This window comes from Serratia proteamaculans, from assembly GCF_949794035.1.
Classification (GTDB): Bacteria; Pseudomonadota; Gammaproteobacteria; order Enterobacterales; family Enterobacteriaceae; genus Serratia; species Serratia proteamaculans.
Genome location: NZ_OX461105.1, coordinates 3173060 through 3187927 on the forward strand (window position 1 = coordinate 3173060; position 14868 = coordinate 3187927).

Below are 14868 nucleotides of genomic sequence, written 5' to 3' on the forward strand. Positions count from 1 at the left end.
GAGCAAACTATGCAGGATAAAACCGCACCCGCACCGGCGCCCTGGTGGAAACGCGTCGGCTGGCTGGTGGTGATCTGGAGTGCCAGCGTGCTGGGGCTGTTCGCCGTCGCCTCGCTGTTCCGTCTGCTGATGAACGCCGCGGGCATGAGGTCGCATTAACCCAGGCGTTGTCTGGCAAAGAGAACATTAGCGTGGGCGGTATCATGCCCACGCTAATAATAACTACAAAGGTTTACGCCCCATCGCGCTGAGAAAGCGCTGTTGCAGACGCAGCAACTCCCCCAGTTCCAGCACCCGATAGTCGATACCAAAGCGCGGTGCCACTTCAGCAATAATACGGCTCAACGCCGGGTAATGCCGGTGACTCCAGTGCGGGAATAAATGGTGCGTCAGGTGCAGATTAGCGCCACCCAACCAATAGCCCAGCCAACGCGGCCGGGGGAACCAGTCAAAGGTAGTGGCGAACACATGGTGATACCAGCCGTGCGCTAACGGCCCCTGTTCCGGTGCCTGATAAAATTGCGCCTTGGCCCAGTGAGTGCCGATAATCAACATCACAAACAACAGTGAAGACAGCATCTGGCTCAGCAGGTAAACCAGCAGGATTTGCCCCACGCCAATCGCCGGAGGCAACAGATAGCACGGGATCGCCAGCGCCAGGATCAGGTGTGCCGCTTTGCCCGCCAGAAAAACACTCCAGCCACGCACACCCTGCTGCGCCATCCTCGCCCTGACCCGGGTCCGCCCCGCCCGATCCAACCAGTCGAACAGCCAGATGTAATACGGAAAGGTCATCGCCGCCACCAGCGGCCAATAAAAGCGCTGCGCGCGCATAAAGGGCCGCCAACGCTGAAACGGCGTTTGCCGCAGCACGCCATTGGCGTCGATATCGGGATCGTAATGCTCAATGTTGTTGTGCGCGTGGTGAAAAATAACGTGCCGTACCCGCCAGCAATCGGGATCTAATCCTAGCGGAATACTCACCAGGCAATTCAGCCAGCGATTGGCCCAGGGCTGCCTGAAAAATGCGTTGTGCGACGCGTCGTGCACCACATTCACCGTAAGAAACATACCGATAAAAATGAAACCGAAGTAGCAGGTAAAGAATGCCAAAAAACTCTGTTGTTGCAGACTCAGTCCGTAACAGAACGCACACAGCGCCAGCAAGAGCAGCACCTTCGCCAGCATGCCGCCGTCGGCAAAACGATGGTCGCGATTGTCGGCCAGATAGCCCTGTGCGGCCTGCATCAACGCACGATGCAGCCCGCTGTCATCCGGCTTGAAGGCCAATGGGCGCAATGGCTTCATGGCTGGCCCATCCGGCGTAAGAATTGCTGTTGCTGTGCCAGCAGCTCGCGGTAGCCGATACAGCGGTATTCCATGCCGTGCTGCGCCGCCAACTGCGCCACTATGGCGGCCAACGCCGGATAATGGCGATGATTCCAGCCGGGAAACAGATGGTGAGTCAGGTGATAATTCAACCCGCCGGTCAGGTGCTGTAACCCGCGTGGGGAGGTCTGCCAGTCACAGGCGGTCGCGAAATTATGCCGATACCAACCGTGTGGCATACTCCCGCCTTCCGGCACAGCGTAAAACTCGGCCTGCGCCCAATGGGTGCCCAGCAGCAAGAACACCACCAACAACGAGGCGCACATCTGGCTGACGGTGTAGGCCAGCAGCACCCACTGCCAGCCGATACCGTTCTGCTGGCACAGTACCAGCGGCAGAGCAAGTACCAGCACCAAATGACCGATTTTGCACAGGATAAACATCGCCCAACCGCGACGACCCGGTAAAATATTCTTTTCATGCAGCGGGGTTTTACCCAAACGATCCGACCAGTCAAATATCCAGGCGATGTAGGGCAAGGAGAGTGCAGCGATCAACGGCCAGTACAGGTGCTGATAGCGCATATGTTTACGCCAGCGCTGAAACGGCGTTTGGCGGAAGAAACCGTTCTCTTCGGTATCCAGATCGTAGTGCTCGACGTTGGCATAAACGTGGTGATATTCCACATGCCGCACCCGCCAATAATCCGGATCCACCCCCAACGGCAGCGTCACCAGCCGCCCCGCCAAGCGGTTGGCCCAGGGGGCGCGCAGAAAAGCATTATGCGAGGCATCGTGATTCACATTCACGTTGAGCAGCATACCCATCATAACAAACAGGAAATAGCAGCCGAAAAACGCCCACGGCTGATGCTGCATCAGGCCCAGCACATAAAAACCCACGCACAGTATCAGCAGCAGCGCCGCCTTGGCTAACCGCCAGCCGTCGGCATAACGATGATCCTCGGCCAAATAGGCATGAGCCGCCCGCTTGAGATCGCGATGAAATACCTGTTCGCCGTCGGCGGGAAACGTCAGTGGAGCCAGTGAGTCAGCCATAGGGTTCCTCCACCGATGCAGCCGCGCTCGTCCGGCCCCAGCCCAATGCCGCACAAACGCCGTGCAAGGCGGTTATGCCCATCGCAACCTGCCAGTAAGGCTGCGACCAGCCCAGATAAGCGATAAACAACAGCGGGAGACTCAGCGTCATCAACAACCAGACGACAATCGCCCAACGATGCCCTTCGGTCATGCCGCCCAGCGCCATCGACCCCAGCGCCAGCAACACCAGCAGCGCCATTTGCGGCCAGCTGATATCGCTGTAGCCATAGCCGTACTGGTAAACATAGCCAATCACCAGGGTAAACAGCAGCATCGCACCGCTGAACACGCTAAGCGCCGAGTAGCGAAAACCCCCACTGCTCGCCCTGGGCCGCCAGCGCAGACGGAAATAGCGCAGGAATGGCAGATTGCTGGCCCAAAACGGATTGGCGGACGGCTTATCGCCGCTGACGCCATACACAAATGGCGTTTGTGGCAGGCTCGGGCAAAAAGTACCGAACAGCTTGTCCCAAAAAATAAAGCTGCCGCCGAAGTTCTTGTTCGAATAGGCCATGTCTTTAACGTGATGCACCCGGTGATGCGCCGGCGTCACCAGAATCTGTTCCAGCCAGCCGAGTTTGGGGGTCAACGCATTATGGTTAAACAATTGGATGCTGTAATGCAGGATCGAGACCGTGACAAACACCGACAGCGGCACGCCCAGCAGTGCCAACAGAAGAAAGAACGGGATCGAGGTCAGCGACGAGTACCAGGAATTGCGCACCCCCAGCGATAAATTGAAATGCTCGCCCTGATGATGCACCACATGCACCGCCCACAGCACGCGCAGATAGTGGTGCAAGCGATGCAGCCAATAAAAGCCGAAGTCCCACGCCAGCAGGGCAAACAGCCACATCAGCACCGGCGGCCAGTCGCTCAGCAAATCCAGGCTGAGATGCGCCGCCACATAGCCGTAGCAGGTGATCTCCAGCCCGCGGAACAGCCACAGCATGATATGGCCAGAGTTCAGATTGAACACCAGATCGTGCCAGTTGACCAGTCGCCGCTGCGCATACTGCAGCACCAGCGCCTCACCAATGACGACAAACAGCATGAACACGATGGGCATCGCCAGTTCGCTCATCCTATCTCTCCTGTGACGGTGTCACGCCGCCAATTTTCTATGCGCTGCGCCAGCCAGCCGGCCAAAAACGCCAGCAATGCCCCACTGGCCAGATCGACCAGCAGATGGCGGCGCAGTTGCAAAATGGAAAAGGCAATCGCCAGCGCCCACAGCATCAACAGCGCGGTTCTCACTTTACGCTGTCGATCGCTCAGTGCCCACACCGCCAGCACCGTCAACGCCATATGTAGCGACGGCAGGCAGTTTTGCAACGAATCCACCTGGGTCAGCGCCGCCAGCAGTTTTGAACTCACACCGACCCCGCTGTCTTGCGGATAAGCCATAGTGGTCGGCCACCACAGATAGACCGCCCCGGCACCCAGCGCCGTCAGTTGCATCGCGGTACGCAACCATTTCACCCGTGGCATCGGTGCCAGCAGATAACCGAGCGGGATAATGATAAAGAAAGACAGGTACAGCCAAATGGCCGTCGGACTGAACGGGATCCAACGGTCAATCGCCGAAGGGGGGAGCAGCGTGCCCACGCCCTGCAGGCGATCGCTGCTGCTATAAATCACCCCAACGAATCCCCAGCCCAACAGCATTTGCCACAGCCGGTACGCCAGCGTTTTCATCATGGCGCCACCTGCCGAATAATCCGCCTTCTCTTGCGATCAAACTGCGGCATCACCGCCTGCACCCGCAGTTGCCACTCCAGGCCAGCGCTGGCAATACCCTGACGTTCAAACAAGGCTGACAGCTGCGCCTGACAATGAGCCAGTTCGGCTTCACTGCAATCGGCCATCAGTTGCAACTGCCGTTCCCCGGACTGCACCAGGCGGTAGTCGCTGGTCAGCGGCAGCGCATTGGCGATCGCCCGGCTACACAGATCGGCAAACACCACCTGCGGCTGGCCAAAGGCATCCGGCAACATCAGTTGGTCGTCGCGCCTTCCTTCTATGCGCGCAATCGCCATCGACGGCTGCCCACAAGGGCAAGGCTCCGTCTGCCTGACCAGCACGTCGTCCAGTCGGTAGCGGACGATCGGCTGGGTGCTGCGGGTAAAGTCGGTGATCAATGGCGTGAAGCGCTGCTCATCAATCCACTGAGGTTCAATATGCAAAAACTCTTCGTTCAGGTGCAGGGTGCCGTGCGCACAGGTGGCGGCCAGGAACCCTTCGGTAGCCTGATACACCTCACCCACCGTCGAAAACACCTGCGCCAGCAGTTGCCGGTCTTGCTCTTCCAATACCTCGGCCACTGAAATCACTTTTTTGACCTCGAGCCGAATCTGCTGAGCCAACACCGCCAGCGCCAATGCACGCAGCACCTGCGCCGGTGCGACGATAATCGTCGGTGCCTGTTGTTCCAGCCGCGAGAGCTGTTCGGCAAAGGGGGCAAAGAGATCGTAAAACTCCAGGCTCAGCCAGCGGTTGTTGACGCTGTGATACAGGTTGTTGTCCGCCCGTAGAAACAGCGCCACGCGTTCACCGGCAAACAGCCCCTCCGGCAACATTTTCGCCAGCATGCCACCGGCCCAAACGCTTTGCTCATGCGGACTGACGACAAAAATACCGCGCTGGCCGGAAGTGCCCGATGACAGACCCACACTGTATTTACCGATTTTCGGGCTGAAATCCCGCTGTTGCTCACTGCGTCGCGCGCAGGCCAGTAATTGATCGCGCTGCAACCCGGCGGTGTTCATTTGGTCGAATTGTTCCATCATCAGCGCCTTGTCCATCTGTGGCCAGGTGGCGATGGCTTGACGGTTGAAACGGCTGAAATAAGGGCTTTTGGTCAGCACACGACGAGCAAAACGCTTTAACCTTTTGGCCTGGTAAGCCTCCAGCGACTGACGATCGTCAAAGGTTAAGCGCCGGGCACGGAAGTAATGCCACAGCGTCATCAGCGGGATCATAAATCCCCCTCATGACACAGCAGAATATTCGCATTACCGCTCTCCCATAGCTGATTCAACCGTTCCAGCGTGTGGTAATAGGCGTTGGCATCGTCCATCACCAGATTGGCCAACCGTGAAGGGCCGCGCAACTGCTGATAACTGAGCGGCGACCAGGCCGCGTCGCTGGCCAATAGCGTCCAACCGTCATCGGTAAGAATAAAGGCGCCAATATGACCGGCAGCATGCCCCGGAAGATCGACCAGCAGGATCTGCCCTTCACTGCCCGGCAGCGCATAGCCACGTTCGAAAGGTGCCAGCAACGCGGGCAAGCTTACTTCTGGGAAACCTTCGATAAACTGCAGGCCACTCTCAAAATCTTCAGGGATCAGTCCGGGGATAAAAGCGCGCTTTAATGCCGCAAAGCCACGCAATGGCCGGGTTTGCCGCCAGCCTTCGCCGGAGCAGATAAAATCGAGATGTTTGAAATCGCGCAGCCCGGCAATATGGTCGGCGTGAAAGTGCGAAACAATCAGCGCCTGTATGTCATTAGCGGCGTAACCGGCGGCACGTAACTGTTGATTCAGCGACTCTCGGGGATCGAAATACACCGGCGTCATTTGCCGGTAAATGCGGAAAATGCCGGACTGTGTCTGCTGCTGGAAATACTGCGCATAGCCGGTATCCCACAGCCAACGGCGGTCCCCCACTTCCAGTAAATAGGCCCGAGCCGGGAATTTGCACACCCGGAAACCTGCGCCCCGTAGCGCCATGCAACCGATATGGGTGCAGTATCCCACTTCGAAAGCGGTAACTTTAGCCATGGGGCACATCTCCCTGTCGTTTAAGCCACTCTCCAGTAATGCGGATCCCCTCTTCCATCGAATAACGCGGCCGGTAGCCCAGTTGCTCCACGGCTCGGGTTTGGCTCAAGGTCATATCGAAATACACCGCTGCCACGCTGTAGCGCGTCAGCAGGGGTTCTTTGCCGGTGAAATGAGCCAGCAGCTCCAGCCCCCCGGCCAGCACCTGCAATAAGGGGTATGGCACGGCCTGCAGCCGGTAGCGCAGCCCCAACTGCCGGTGCAGCAGTGCATCCAGCATATCCGCCAGCCGCTGTGGTTGATGATTGGTGATGTTGTAAGCCGCACCGGAAGGCAGTGGCTGCTGACGGCTGGCCAGGTCCATCGCATGTACCACGTTCAGCACGAAGGTCAGATCCAGCAGCGCTTTACCACCGCCGGGCAGCCGTAGCACCCCGCTATCGCGATCCAGCTGTTGCAGCAGCCGCGGCACAATCACCCGGTCGTGCGGACCGAACAACCCTCTGGGGCGCAGAATAATATAGGTCGTTTGCGGGTAGCGCGGCACCAGCGCCTGCAGCCGTTGCTCCGCGGCATATTTGCTGGCGGCGTAATGATTGGCGAAACGCCGGGCGCGATACTCTTCATCGATATTCTGGTGCGGCTGAAAATCAAAATAGATCGCCGGCGTGGAGATATGAATAAAACGCCGGATGCCACAGTGCCCCGCCGCCTGCGCCAGCTTTTCTGTCGCGGCCACGTTGACCTGATAAAACTCGCGCTTGCTGCCCCAGGGTGAAGATTTTGCCGCACAGTGCCAGACCCAATCGCAACCGGCCATCAATTGACGACACTGTTCCTCCGTCGCCTGAGTCAGGTCTAACTGGGTGAACTCAGCCCCCAATCGACGCAGTTCCTGCCCGGCCCGGCTGTCACGCCCGGTGGCATGAACCTGATGGCCCGCCTCCAGCAGCCACTGCGCCGCGTTACGCCCCAGCCCACTGGTGGCTCCGGTGACCAGCACCCTCATGGCAGCAGCACCATACCGGCCAGCGACAGTCCGGCGGCGGTGCCGATCAGCATCACCGGTTTGCCGGGATTAAAACGCCCGCTAGTGACCGCAGCGTGCAGTGCCGTGGGGATAGAGGCCGCCACCTGATTGCCGTGATAACGATAGATATCCACCAAAACCTCGGCAGAAACGTGCAGCCGCTTGCGCATATGTTCGAGTGACAGGTGGCTCGCCTGATGCGGCACCACCGTGGCGATCTGCGCTAGCGTCAGGCCGCTGGCCGCCAACAGACGGGCCAGATAATCTTCGATCAACGCCGACGCCTGACGGAACAATTTTTTGCCCTGCATATGGAACAGAAAATCGCTGTTATTCATACCGGCGCGCGGGTTGCGCCGCGTACCACCGGCGCGGATCTCGCACAGCTCACTGCCTTCAGGGTAGGTTTCTACCAAACTCGCCAAAATACCGCTGGTGCCGTCGCCACGCTCGACGATGGCACAGGCCGCACCGTCGCCAAAAATCAGCGAGGACTCTTCGTGATCCCAGTCAATCCCGCGTGAAGCCAAATCGGCAGAGACAATGGCAATACGCCGGTAGGTACCGGCATTCAACAGCCCGGCGGCCACCTGCATGGCAGAGATAAAGCTGACGCAGCTGCTGTTGATGTCAAAACCGGCGGTGCCCGGTGCCAGACCGGCCACTTTAAGAATGTGTGCAGCGGTGCAAGGCAGCGCCTGCACTGAGATCGCTGACGCGGAAATCAGCAGATCGATTGATTGTGCCTCGAGGCGGCCACGGGTTATAGCATCCTGCAGTGCGGCGACCGCCAGTTCGGCCTGGCTGGCATCATCCGCAGCGTGAAAACGGTAACTGATGCCGGAACGTTTTTCGACGTAGCCAGGCGGCTTGCGCAGCAGGCTGTCCAGTGTGGAGGAGTCGACACGGTTAGGTGGCAACGCGGCCCCCGTAGCGATGACTTTCAGAGGCAGTAACGCGGGAGAACAAGATTGTGTTGTCATTATTATTGTGAACTAACCTGAATATCCATAAAGCGATCTCCCGGCGCACCCCAGCAGGCAGCGGCGAGTCATCCCCGGTTTTAAATCCCAAAGTGCCCGCAAACAGGGGCTATTGATTGTTTTTATGCACTGCAAACTGCCGGCAGCCGCCGACGAATAAATGTAACCCTACTGAGATAGCAAGTTTACGGCAAGGAAGCAAGAATGGGCAAATCGGCGGGAGTTATTTGGCGTGGCTATTGTTTTGGATGCTCATGGGAAAACCCCCACCACCTGACCTACCGCCTCCAGCACCTCACCGTTCTCCCGTACGATGCCAAGAGAAGAGCCGTCTTGTTTCACCCATTGCCTGTCGGCAATGCTAATTAACGCAAAAGCCAAGCGGATCACATCCGTTTTCTTCATTCCATGCCGCTTGGCAATATCGTTCAGATTATCATCAATTTCATTTGATAAACGAATCGGTAAACTACGCATATCCCACCTCCTGTGGCTGTCTGTTAGTGGGGTAAAGCTTACTTTAGCGGTAAGGATTGTTCAATTAGCGAACTGCGTAACGCTTCGCAAATTCAGCAGGTTGCGCGAATTAAATTCGCTGTTGCTGCTGCCGGGCATGAAAAGTAAAGGTATCGCAGACAACCGCTACAGGAGATCAGATTATCCTGCCCACAGACTGCCGCTCTTCTTCACCAAACCTGCACTATACTCCCTGTGCATCGTCAATGATTGACGGACTGCGCCCATGGTCGGCTTGTTGCCGGCCATTGTCTTTTTTGAGGATAAGCAATGCAAAAATCCCACTCTCACCGCAAGCACCTGACCCGCAACGAAGTCACCCGCCTGCTACAACAGGCCGCTGCCGGCCGCGCCCCCGAGCGCGACTGCTGCCTGATCTGGATGGGCTTTATCCACGGTTGCCGCGTCAGTGAACTTAACGGCCTGCGTCTGGCCGATCTGGATATGGAAAGCGGTTGTGTTTACATGAACCGGCTGAAAAATGGCCTTTCCACTATTCATCCGCTGGAAACAACCGAAAAGCAGCTCCTGACCCGTTGGCTGGAAAAACGTCAGTCGTGTCGCAATCTGGAGGATGAAGAGTGGTTGTTTCTGTCGCAAAAGGGCTACCGACTGTCGCGCCAGCGCATCTATCGCATGTTGCAGGCCTACGGCAAACAGGCCGGGCTGGCGGTGGCTGCACACCCACATATGCTGCGCCATGCCTGTGGCTATGCCCTGGCCGATAACGGGGCCGATACGCGCGTGATTCAGGACTATTTGGGGCACCGCAATATTCAGCATACCGTGCTGTATACCGCAGCTAATTCAGGACGATTTAAACATCTGTGGAAGGAGGAAAAAGCAGAAGAAAATGTTACCTTTTGAGTCAAACTGACACATAACTTAAGAATGTCCTGAAAAAAAGTCAACACTTGCGTGATGGTTATTTTGCATGGTGAAATAACTTATTAAATATCAGTAAATTGTGAGATCGTCTTTTTTCGCCAGACTCGTTTTCTGTATGAGCCTGTAGCCCTAATATTCTCGTATAATGACTTTTTCACTCTGAATTAAAAATAAACCCCAGTCATTATCTCCGTAAAAACACCATCCATGGTGTTTTACACCATTAAAAACACTTTTTTACCCAGCTAACAACACGACTCACTTAATGTGACATTTTGACTCAAAATGTTGCCTTTCTCGCCAAGTGAAACATGACGATCAAATTAAAAAAAAGGAAACCCTATCAATGGGTTAATGGAGATCTGTGCGTAGAATCGCACTAACCAAGGAACTGTTATCATGAAAAAAACTCTGTTCGCGGCCGCTCTGGCCACCACCGCGGCATTCTCGTTCTCTTCCGCCTTTGCTGCTGATGGCACCGTCAATTTTACTGGTTCCGTCACAGACACCGCCTGCGTCGTCGACATGGGGGGTTCAAACGTGTTGGCAGTACAAATGGGTAAAATCAGCAAAAATTCATTCACCGTTGCCGGTACCGTCGCAGCCGCCACTAAGTTTACTCTTCAGTTAAAATCTTGCCCTACGGCTACCAAGGCTACCGTTAAGTTCGATGGCATCGCAGCAAACGGTGATGACAAAGTTCTGGCGCTGACTACCGGCACCGGTGTGGCAACGGGCCTCGGCATACAGCTTAGCGACAAAACCGGTACGGCGCTGCCCCTGGCCACCAATTCCACCAGCTACACCCTGCTAAAAAGTGATCCAAACGCCACCCCACCTACCGACGTCAATGATCTTGTCTTCACCGCTCGATATATCTCCACCGCAGCGGCAGTGACGGCCGGTACCGCAAACTCTACGGCTACCTTCAGCATCAACTACAACTAACTTCCCTGCCAGGACGGCATTTGCCGTCCTTTTTTTGGAGACGACTCATGAAATATGGGCTTGCCGCCCTGTGCGGCGGTGTGATGATGCTCAGCAGTCTGGCACAGGCCGGCGTGGTGGTCGGAGCCACCCGTCTGGTGTATGACGGCGACAAGAAAGAATCCTCACTAAGCGTCAATAACCCAGACGGCCTGCCATATCTGATCCAGTCCTGGGTAGAACCGCAGGAGGGCAGCAGTGAGAAGGCCCCCCTCATCCTGACTCCACCGCTGTTCCGCCTCGACGCCGGCCGACAAAATGTACTGCGCGTAGTACGGGTCGGCGGTGCGCTGCCGGAGGATCGGGAGACGCTGTACTGGTTGAACGTTAAGTCCATTCCGTCGGCAGAAAGACGTGACAATACCCTACAAATTGCGATCAAAACCCGCCTTAAACTGATTTTCAGACCGACCGGCCTGAAAGGACTGCCCGAAGATGCCACAGGAAAACTGACATGGCACCGCAAGAGAGCACAACTGGAAGTCAAAAACCCCACCCCTTTCTATATGAATTTCCAGAGTGTGACGGTCAATGGCCGGGAAGTGAAAGACGCCACCTACGTAGCGCCACAGAGCACTGCCAGTTTTACCCTGCCAGCCTCGGCGGGCAATGCAATAACCTGGCGGATAATTAATGACTTTGGCGGCCCTGGTGTACTGCAGCGGGGCACTTTGCAGGAGTGAAGATAGTAGCCAATCTCGTTTTCCGGGTGGTTTACCGACCGACAACAAGGATGTAACGTAATGAAACAACTTCCACGGATGGGCCTCTCACCCACCCGGCTGGCGATCCTGATAGCTTTGCAACTGCTGGCTCAGAACGTGCAGGCACGGGACTATTTCAACCCGGCGCTGCTGGAGCTGGACGGGCCACAACAGGGCGTCACCAACCTGTCGACCTTCGAAGAGAATGGCAGCCAGTTACCCGGCGATTACCGGGTCGATGTGCTGATTAACGATCAGCAGGTCGATACCCGCACGGTCACCTTTGCCGCCGGGGCCGACGGTCAGGGCCTGCAACCCTGTATCAGCGTCGCTGAACTCGCCGCTTACGGTGTGCGCGTCGCCCAGTTCCCGGCCCTTGGCGCTCCCGATGCCGCCTGCGCTAACCTCGCCGCCATTCCCCAGGCCTCCGCCCGCCTGCTGTTCGACCGCCAGCAGCTTGCCCTCAGCATTCCCCAGGCCGCGCTGGCCCGCCAGCCGCGTGGCTATGTGTCGCCCGCACAGTGGGACGAGGGCATCACCGCCCTGCTGCTCAACTACAGCCTCAGCGGGGCCAATAACACCGCGCGCGGCGGCAACGGCAGTAACAGCAACAGCCAGTACGCCAACCTGCGCCCCGGCTTCAATGCCGGCCCCTGGCGGCTGCGCAACTACACCACCTGGAGCCGCAGCAGCGACGGCCAGGACCAATGGGATACCGTGTACACCTACGCCCAGCGCAACCTGATTGCCCTGCAAAGCCAACTGACCCTCGGCGACAGCAATGCCCCGGCCGAAGTGTTTGACGCCGTGCCCTTTCGTGGCGTGCAGATTGCCTCCGACGACGAGATGCTGCCCGACAGCCTGCGCGGCTACGCTCCGGTGGTGCGCGGTATCGCCCGTACCAATGCCCAGGTGGTGGTGCGTCAGAACGGTTATGAGATTTACCGGGCCTACGTCGCCCCCGGCGCCTTCGTGATTAACGACATGTACCCCACCGGCGGCAGCGGTGACCTGCAGGTCACCATCAAGGAGGCCGACGGCAGCGAACAGCATATCGTGGTGCCCTTTGCCTCTCTGCCGGTATTGCAGCGCGAAGGCCGGCTCAAGTACAGCCTGACCGGCGGCCAGTACCGCAGCTATGACCGCAACGTCGACAAAAGCACCCTGCTGCAGGGCACCGCCATTTACGGCCTGCCGTGGAACACCACGCTGTATGGCGGCATGCAGGCCGCTCAGCATTACCAGTCGGCGGCCCTCGGCGTCGGTAACAACCTCGGCGACTGGGGCGCCTTCTCCCTCGACGTGACCCAGTCGCGCGCCCAGCCCAAAAACAAGGCGCGCGCCACCGGCCAGTCCTGGCGGGTGCGCTACAGCAAGAACCTGGTGCAGACCGGCACCAACTTCGCCATCGCCGGGTATCGCTATTCCACCGCCGGGTTTTATTCCCTGTCCGAAGTGCTGGACGGCTGGCGCAGCGGCAGCGCCCCGCTGTGGATGAGCGAACGCCGCCGCAACCGCGCCGAACTGAGCATGAACCAGCAACTGTGGCAAGACGGCGGCAGCCTGTCGCTCAGTGCGGTGCGCGAAGATTACTGGAACAGCGACCGCAGCCTGGCTTCCTTCGGGCTGGGTTACAGCAACAGCTGGCGCGGCATCAGCTACGGCATCAACTGGGGCCACAACCGCAATACCCAGGGCACCACCCGCACCAACGACCAGCAAATCGCCTTTAACCTCAACGTGCCACTCAACCTGTGGGACAACAACAATGCCTGGGTCAACTACAGCCTCAACAACACCAAAGGCGGGACCACCAGCCATAACCTGGGGCTGAGCGGCGTGGCACTGAGTGACAACAGCCTGAGTTGGGGCCTGCAGCAAACCTACGGCACCCGCGGTCAGGGTTACAGCGGCAACGCCAACCTCGACTACCGCGGCACCTACGGCGAAGCCACCGCCGGCTACAGCTATGACAAAAATACCCAGCGGGTGAACTACGGGCTGAACGGCAGCGTTGTGGCGCACCAAAACGGCGTCACCCTCGGCCAGCCGCTGGGCGAGACCGCCGCGCTGGTTGCCGCACCGGGGGCAGACGGGGCCAGCATCAGCAACCAAACCGGGGTGCGTACCGACTTCAGGGGCTACGCGCTGGTGCCTTACCTGACGCCGTACCGGCGCACTGAAGTGGCACTGGGCCCGGACACCCTGCCGGACGATGTCGATCTGCCGCAAAGCAGCCTACGGGTCACTCCAACGCGCGGCGCGCTGGTGCGGGCCGACTTTACGCCAAGAGTGGGTGCACGGGTGCTGATGACACTGAAGCAGGTCAGCGGCCAACCGGTGCCGTTCGGGGCTACGGTAACCGATACCGACCCAGAGGCAACCCCCGGTGGCAGCATCGTCGGCGACGGCGGTCAGGTGTATCTGAGTGGCGTCTCGCCGCAGGGCAGCCTGCTGGTGAAATGGGGCAACGGCTCCGGCGAACAGTGCCGGGTCAATTATCAACTGCCACAAACGGCACAGTCAGGCGGGATCGGTCAGATGGACGGAGTATGTCGATGAAAGGAATTACAATGAAATCCAATACAACAATAAAAGCAAGGACATGTAGTTTATTACAAGGCGTATTAACACTATCTCTCCTTACCTATTCTCTTGGTAGTTCGGCCTCATGCACCCCAGTACCGGAAGGCAACGTCAATATAACATTGCCTGCGACAATAACAATCCAACGTGATGCAACTCCGGGTTCGACTCTTTGGGACAGCGGTTGGATAAAAGCAACAGGGAGCGACAGGCAACAATGCACTGGTTCTTACCTCATGGAATTAAAGCCTGCAGATCCTAACTTGCCACTGGCGCCAGGTTATTCCAATGTTTACACGACCAATGTTTCCGGTATCGGGGTTAAAATTTATGCGGGATATTACATTGCACCACAAACCGCTTCTTTCACCGTACCTTCTGGAACCGCATGGGCGTTTTACCCCACTGAAAATTATGCAATCATTTTCATTTATTTAGGTGGTTCCGTCTCAGGTTCAGTTTCGCTGAATTCACCACTGGCCAGTTTAATAAGAGACGGAACCACACTCGGAAAGATCAATATTACGGGCAACAGTAATTTCACAAAAGTCGCCTGCTCTCTCAACAGCACCAGCATCAACGTCCCGTTGGGTGACGTCTTTGCCACCAAATTCACCGGCATCGCCAGTACCGCCGGTGACAAAAGCTTCGATCTGGGCCTGAACTGCGATAAAGACGCCAGAATCAACGTTTCTTTAGCCGCTACGCAAAACAGCGACACCAGTGAAACCAGCGTGCTGGCCCTGACCAGCGCCGGGCAAACCGGCACCGCCAGCGGCGTCGGCGTGCAACTGCTGTATGGCGGCACTCCCCTGAAAATTAATAACAATATCTTGCTAAAAACCTCTGCTGGCGGTCAGGAGACCCTGCCGTTCACCGCCCGCTATTACCAGACATTGACCGATGTCGGCGTCGGGCTGGCCAACAGCAGCGCCACACTGAACATTACCTATCAGTAACC

At 57.5% G+C, this 14868-nt stretch carries 15 protein-coding genes; 6 read left to right on the top strand and 9 right to left on the bottom strand.

Annotation, left to right across the window (positions count from 1 at the left end):
* The first annotated feature begins 9 nt into the window (after positions 1-9).
* A complete protein-coding gene (locus QOT07_RS14865; RefSeq protein WP_085117222.1) occupies positions 10-159 on the top strand; it encodes a DUF2474 domain-containing protein in 150 nt (49 codons plus the stop codon).
* Between the two features lie 63 nt (positions 160-222).
* Here the strand turns inward: QOT07_RS14865 and QOT07_RS14870 are convergent, their stop codons facing one another.
* The 9 genes from QOT07_RS14870 to QOT07_RS14910 form a co-directional block, all read right to left on the bottom strand.
* Positions 223-1308, bottom strand: a complete 1086-nt coding sequence (locus tag QOT07_RS14870) for a fatty acid desaturase family protein (protein ID WP_283603421.1) — start codon at positions 1306-1308, stop codon at positions 223-225.
* Positions 1305-2387: a fatty acid desaturase family protein gene (locus QOT07_RS14875; protein ID WP_283603422.1), complete on the bottom strand. Its 1083-nt coding sequence runs from the start codon at positions 2385-2387 to the stop codon at positions 1305-1307. The genes QOT07_RS14870 and QOT07_RS14875 overlap by 4 nt, the downstream gene beginning before the upstream one ends.
* On the bottom strand, positions 2380-3513 hold the full coding sequence (locus tag QOT07_RS14880) for a sterol desaturase family protein (RefSeq protein ID WP_283603423.1): 1134 nt from the start codon (positions 3511-3513) through the stop codon (positions 2380-2382). Before QOT07_RS14880 ends, QOT07_RS14875 begins: the two co-directional genes overlap by 8 nt.
* Complete coding sequence (locus tag QOT07_RS14885) at positions 3510-4127, bottom strand: phosphatase PAP2 family protein (RefSeq protein ID WP_283604368.1); 618 nt, start codon at positions 4125-4127, stop codon at positions 3510-3512. The genes QOT07_RS14880 and QOT07_RS14885 overlap by 4 nt, the downstream gene beginning before the upstream one ends.
* Positions 4127-5410, bottom strand: a complete 1284-nt coding sequence (locus tag QOT07_RS14890; protein ID WP_283603424.1) for a F390 synthetase-related protein — start codon at positions 5408-5410, stop codon at positions 4127-4129. The genes QOT07_RS14885 and QOT07_RS14890 overlap by 1 nt, the downstream gene beginning before the upstream one ends.
* Positions 5407-6213: an MBL fold metallo-hydrolase gene (locus QOT07_RS14895; protein ID WP_283603425.1), complete on the bottom strand. Its 807-nt coding sequence runs from the start codon at positions 6211-6213 to the stop codon at positions 5407-5409. Before QOT07_RS14895 ends, QOT07_RS14890 begins: the two co-directional genes overlap by 4 nt.
* A complete protein-coding gene (locus QOT07_RS14900) occupies positions 6206-7222 on the bottom strand; it encodes an NAD-dependent epimerase/dehydratase family protein (protein WP_283603426.1) in 1017 nt (338 codons plus the stop codon). Before QOT07_RS14900 ends, QOT07_RS14895 begins: the two co-directional genes overlap by 8 nt.
* The gene (locus QOT07_RS14905; protein ID WP_261416503.1) at positions 7219-8226 is read right to left on the bottom strand and encodes a 3-oxoacyl-[acyl-carrier-protein] synthase III C-terminal domain-containing protein; all 1008 of its coding nucleotides are present in this window, start codon (positions 8224-8226) and stop codon (positions 7219-7221) included. Before QOT07_RS14905 ends, QOT07_RS14900 begins: the two co-directional genes overlap by 4 nt.
* A 252-nt stretch (positions 8227-8478) precedes the next feature.
* On the bottom strand, positions 8479-8703 hold the full coding sequence (locus tag QOT07_RS14910; RefSeq protein WP_099064339.1) for a ribbon-helix-helix domain-containing protein: 225 nt from the start codon (positions 8701-8703) through the stop codon (positions 8479-8481).
* 309 nt (positions 8704-9012) lie between these two features.
* Between QOT07_RS14910 and QOT07_RS14915 the strand changes: the two genes are divergently transcribed.
* From QOT07_RS14915 to QOT07_RS14935, 5 genes are all read left to right on the top strand, one after another.
* Positions 9013-9609: a tyrosine-type DNA invertase gene (locus QOT07_RS14915; RefSeq protein ID WP_283603427.1), complete on the top strand. Its 597-nt coding sequence runs from the start codon at positions 9013-9015 to the stop codon at positions 9607-9609.
* A 420-nt stretch (positions 9610-10029) separates the two neighbouring features.
* Complete coding sequence (locus QOT07_RS14920; RefSeq protein ID WP_283603428.1) at positions 10030-10578, top strand: fimbrial protein; 549 nt, start codon at positions 10030-10032, stop codon at positions 10576-10578.
* Positions 10579-10625: 47 nt separating this feature from the next.
* Positions 10626-11300, top strand: coding sequence for a fimbrial biogenesis chaperone (locus QOT07_RS14925; protein WP_283603429.1), 675 nt, complete (start codon positions 10626-10628; stop codon positions 11298-11300).
* A 60-nt stretch (positions 11301-11360) separates the two neighbouring features.
* A complete protein-coding gene (locus QOT07_RS14930) occupies positions 11361-13883 on the top strand; it encodes a fimbria/pilus outer membrane usher protein (RefSeq protein ID WP_283603430.1) in 2523 nt (840 codons plus the stop codon).
* A complete protein-coding gene (locus tag QOT07_RS14935; RefSeq protein ID WP_283603431.1) occupies positions 13880-14866 on the top strand; it encodes a fimbrial protein in 987 nt (328 codons plus the stop codon). Before QOT07_RS14930 ends, QOT07_RS14935 begins: the two co-directional genes overlap by 4 nt.
* Positions 14867-14868: the final 2 nt, after the last annotated feature.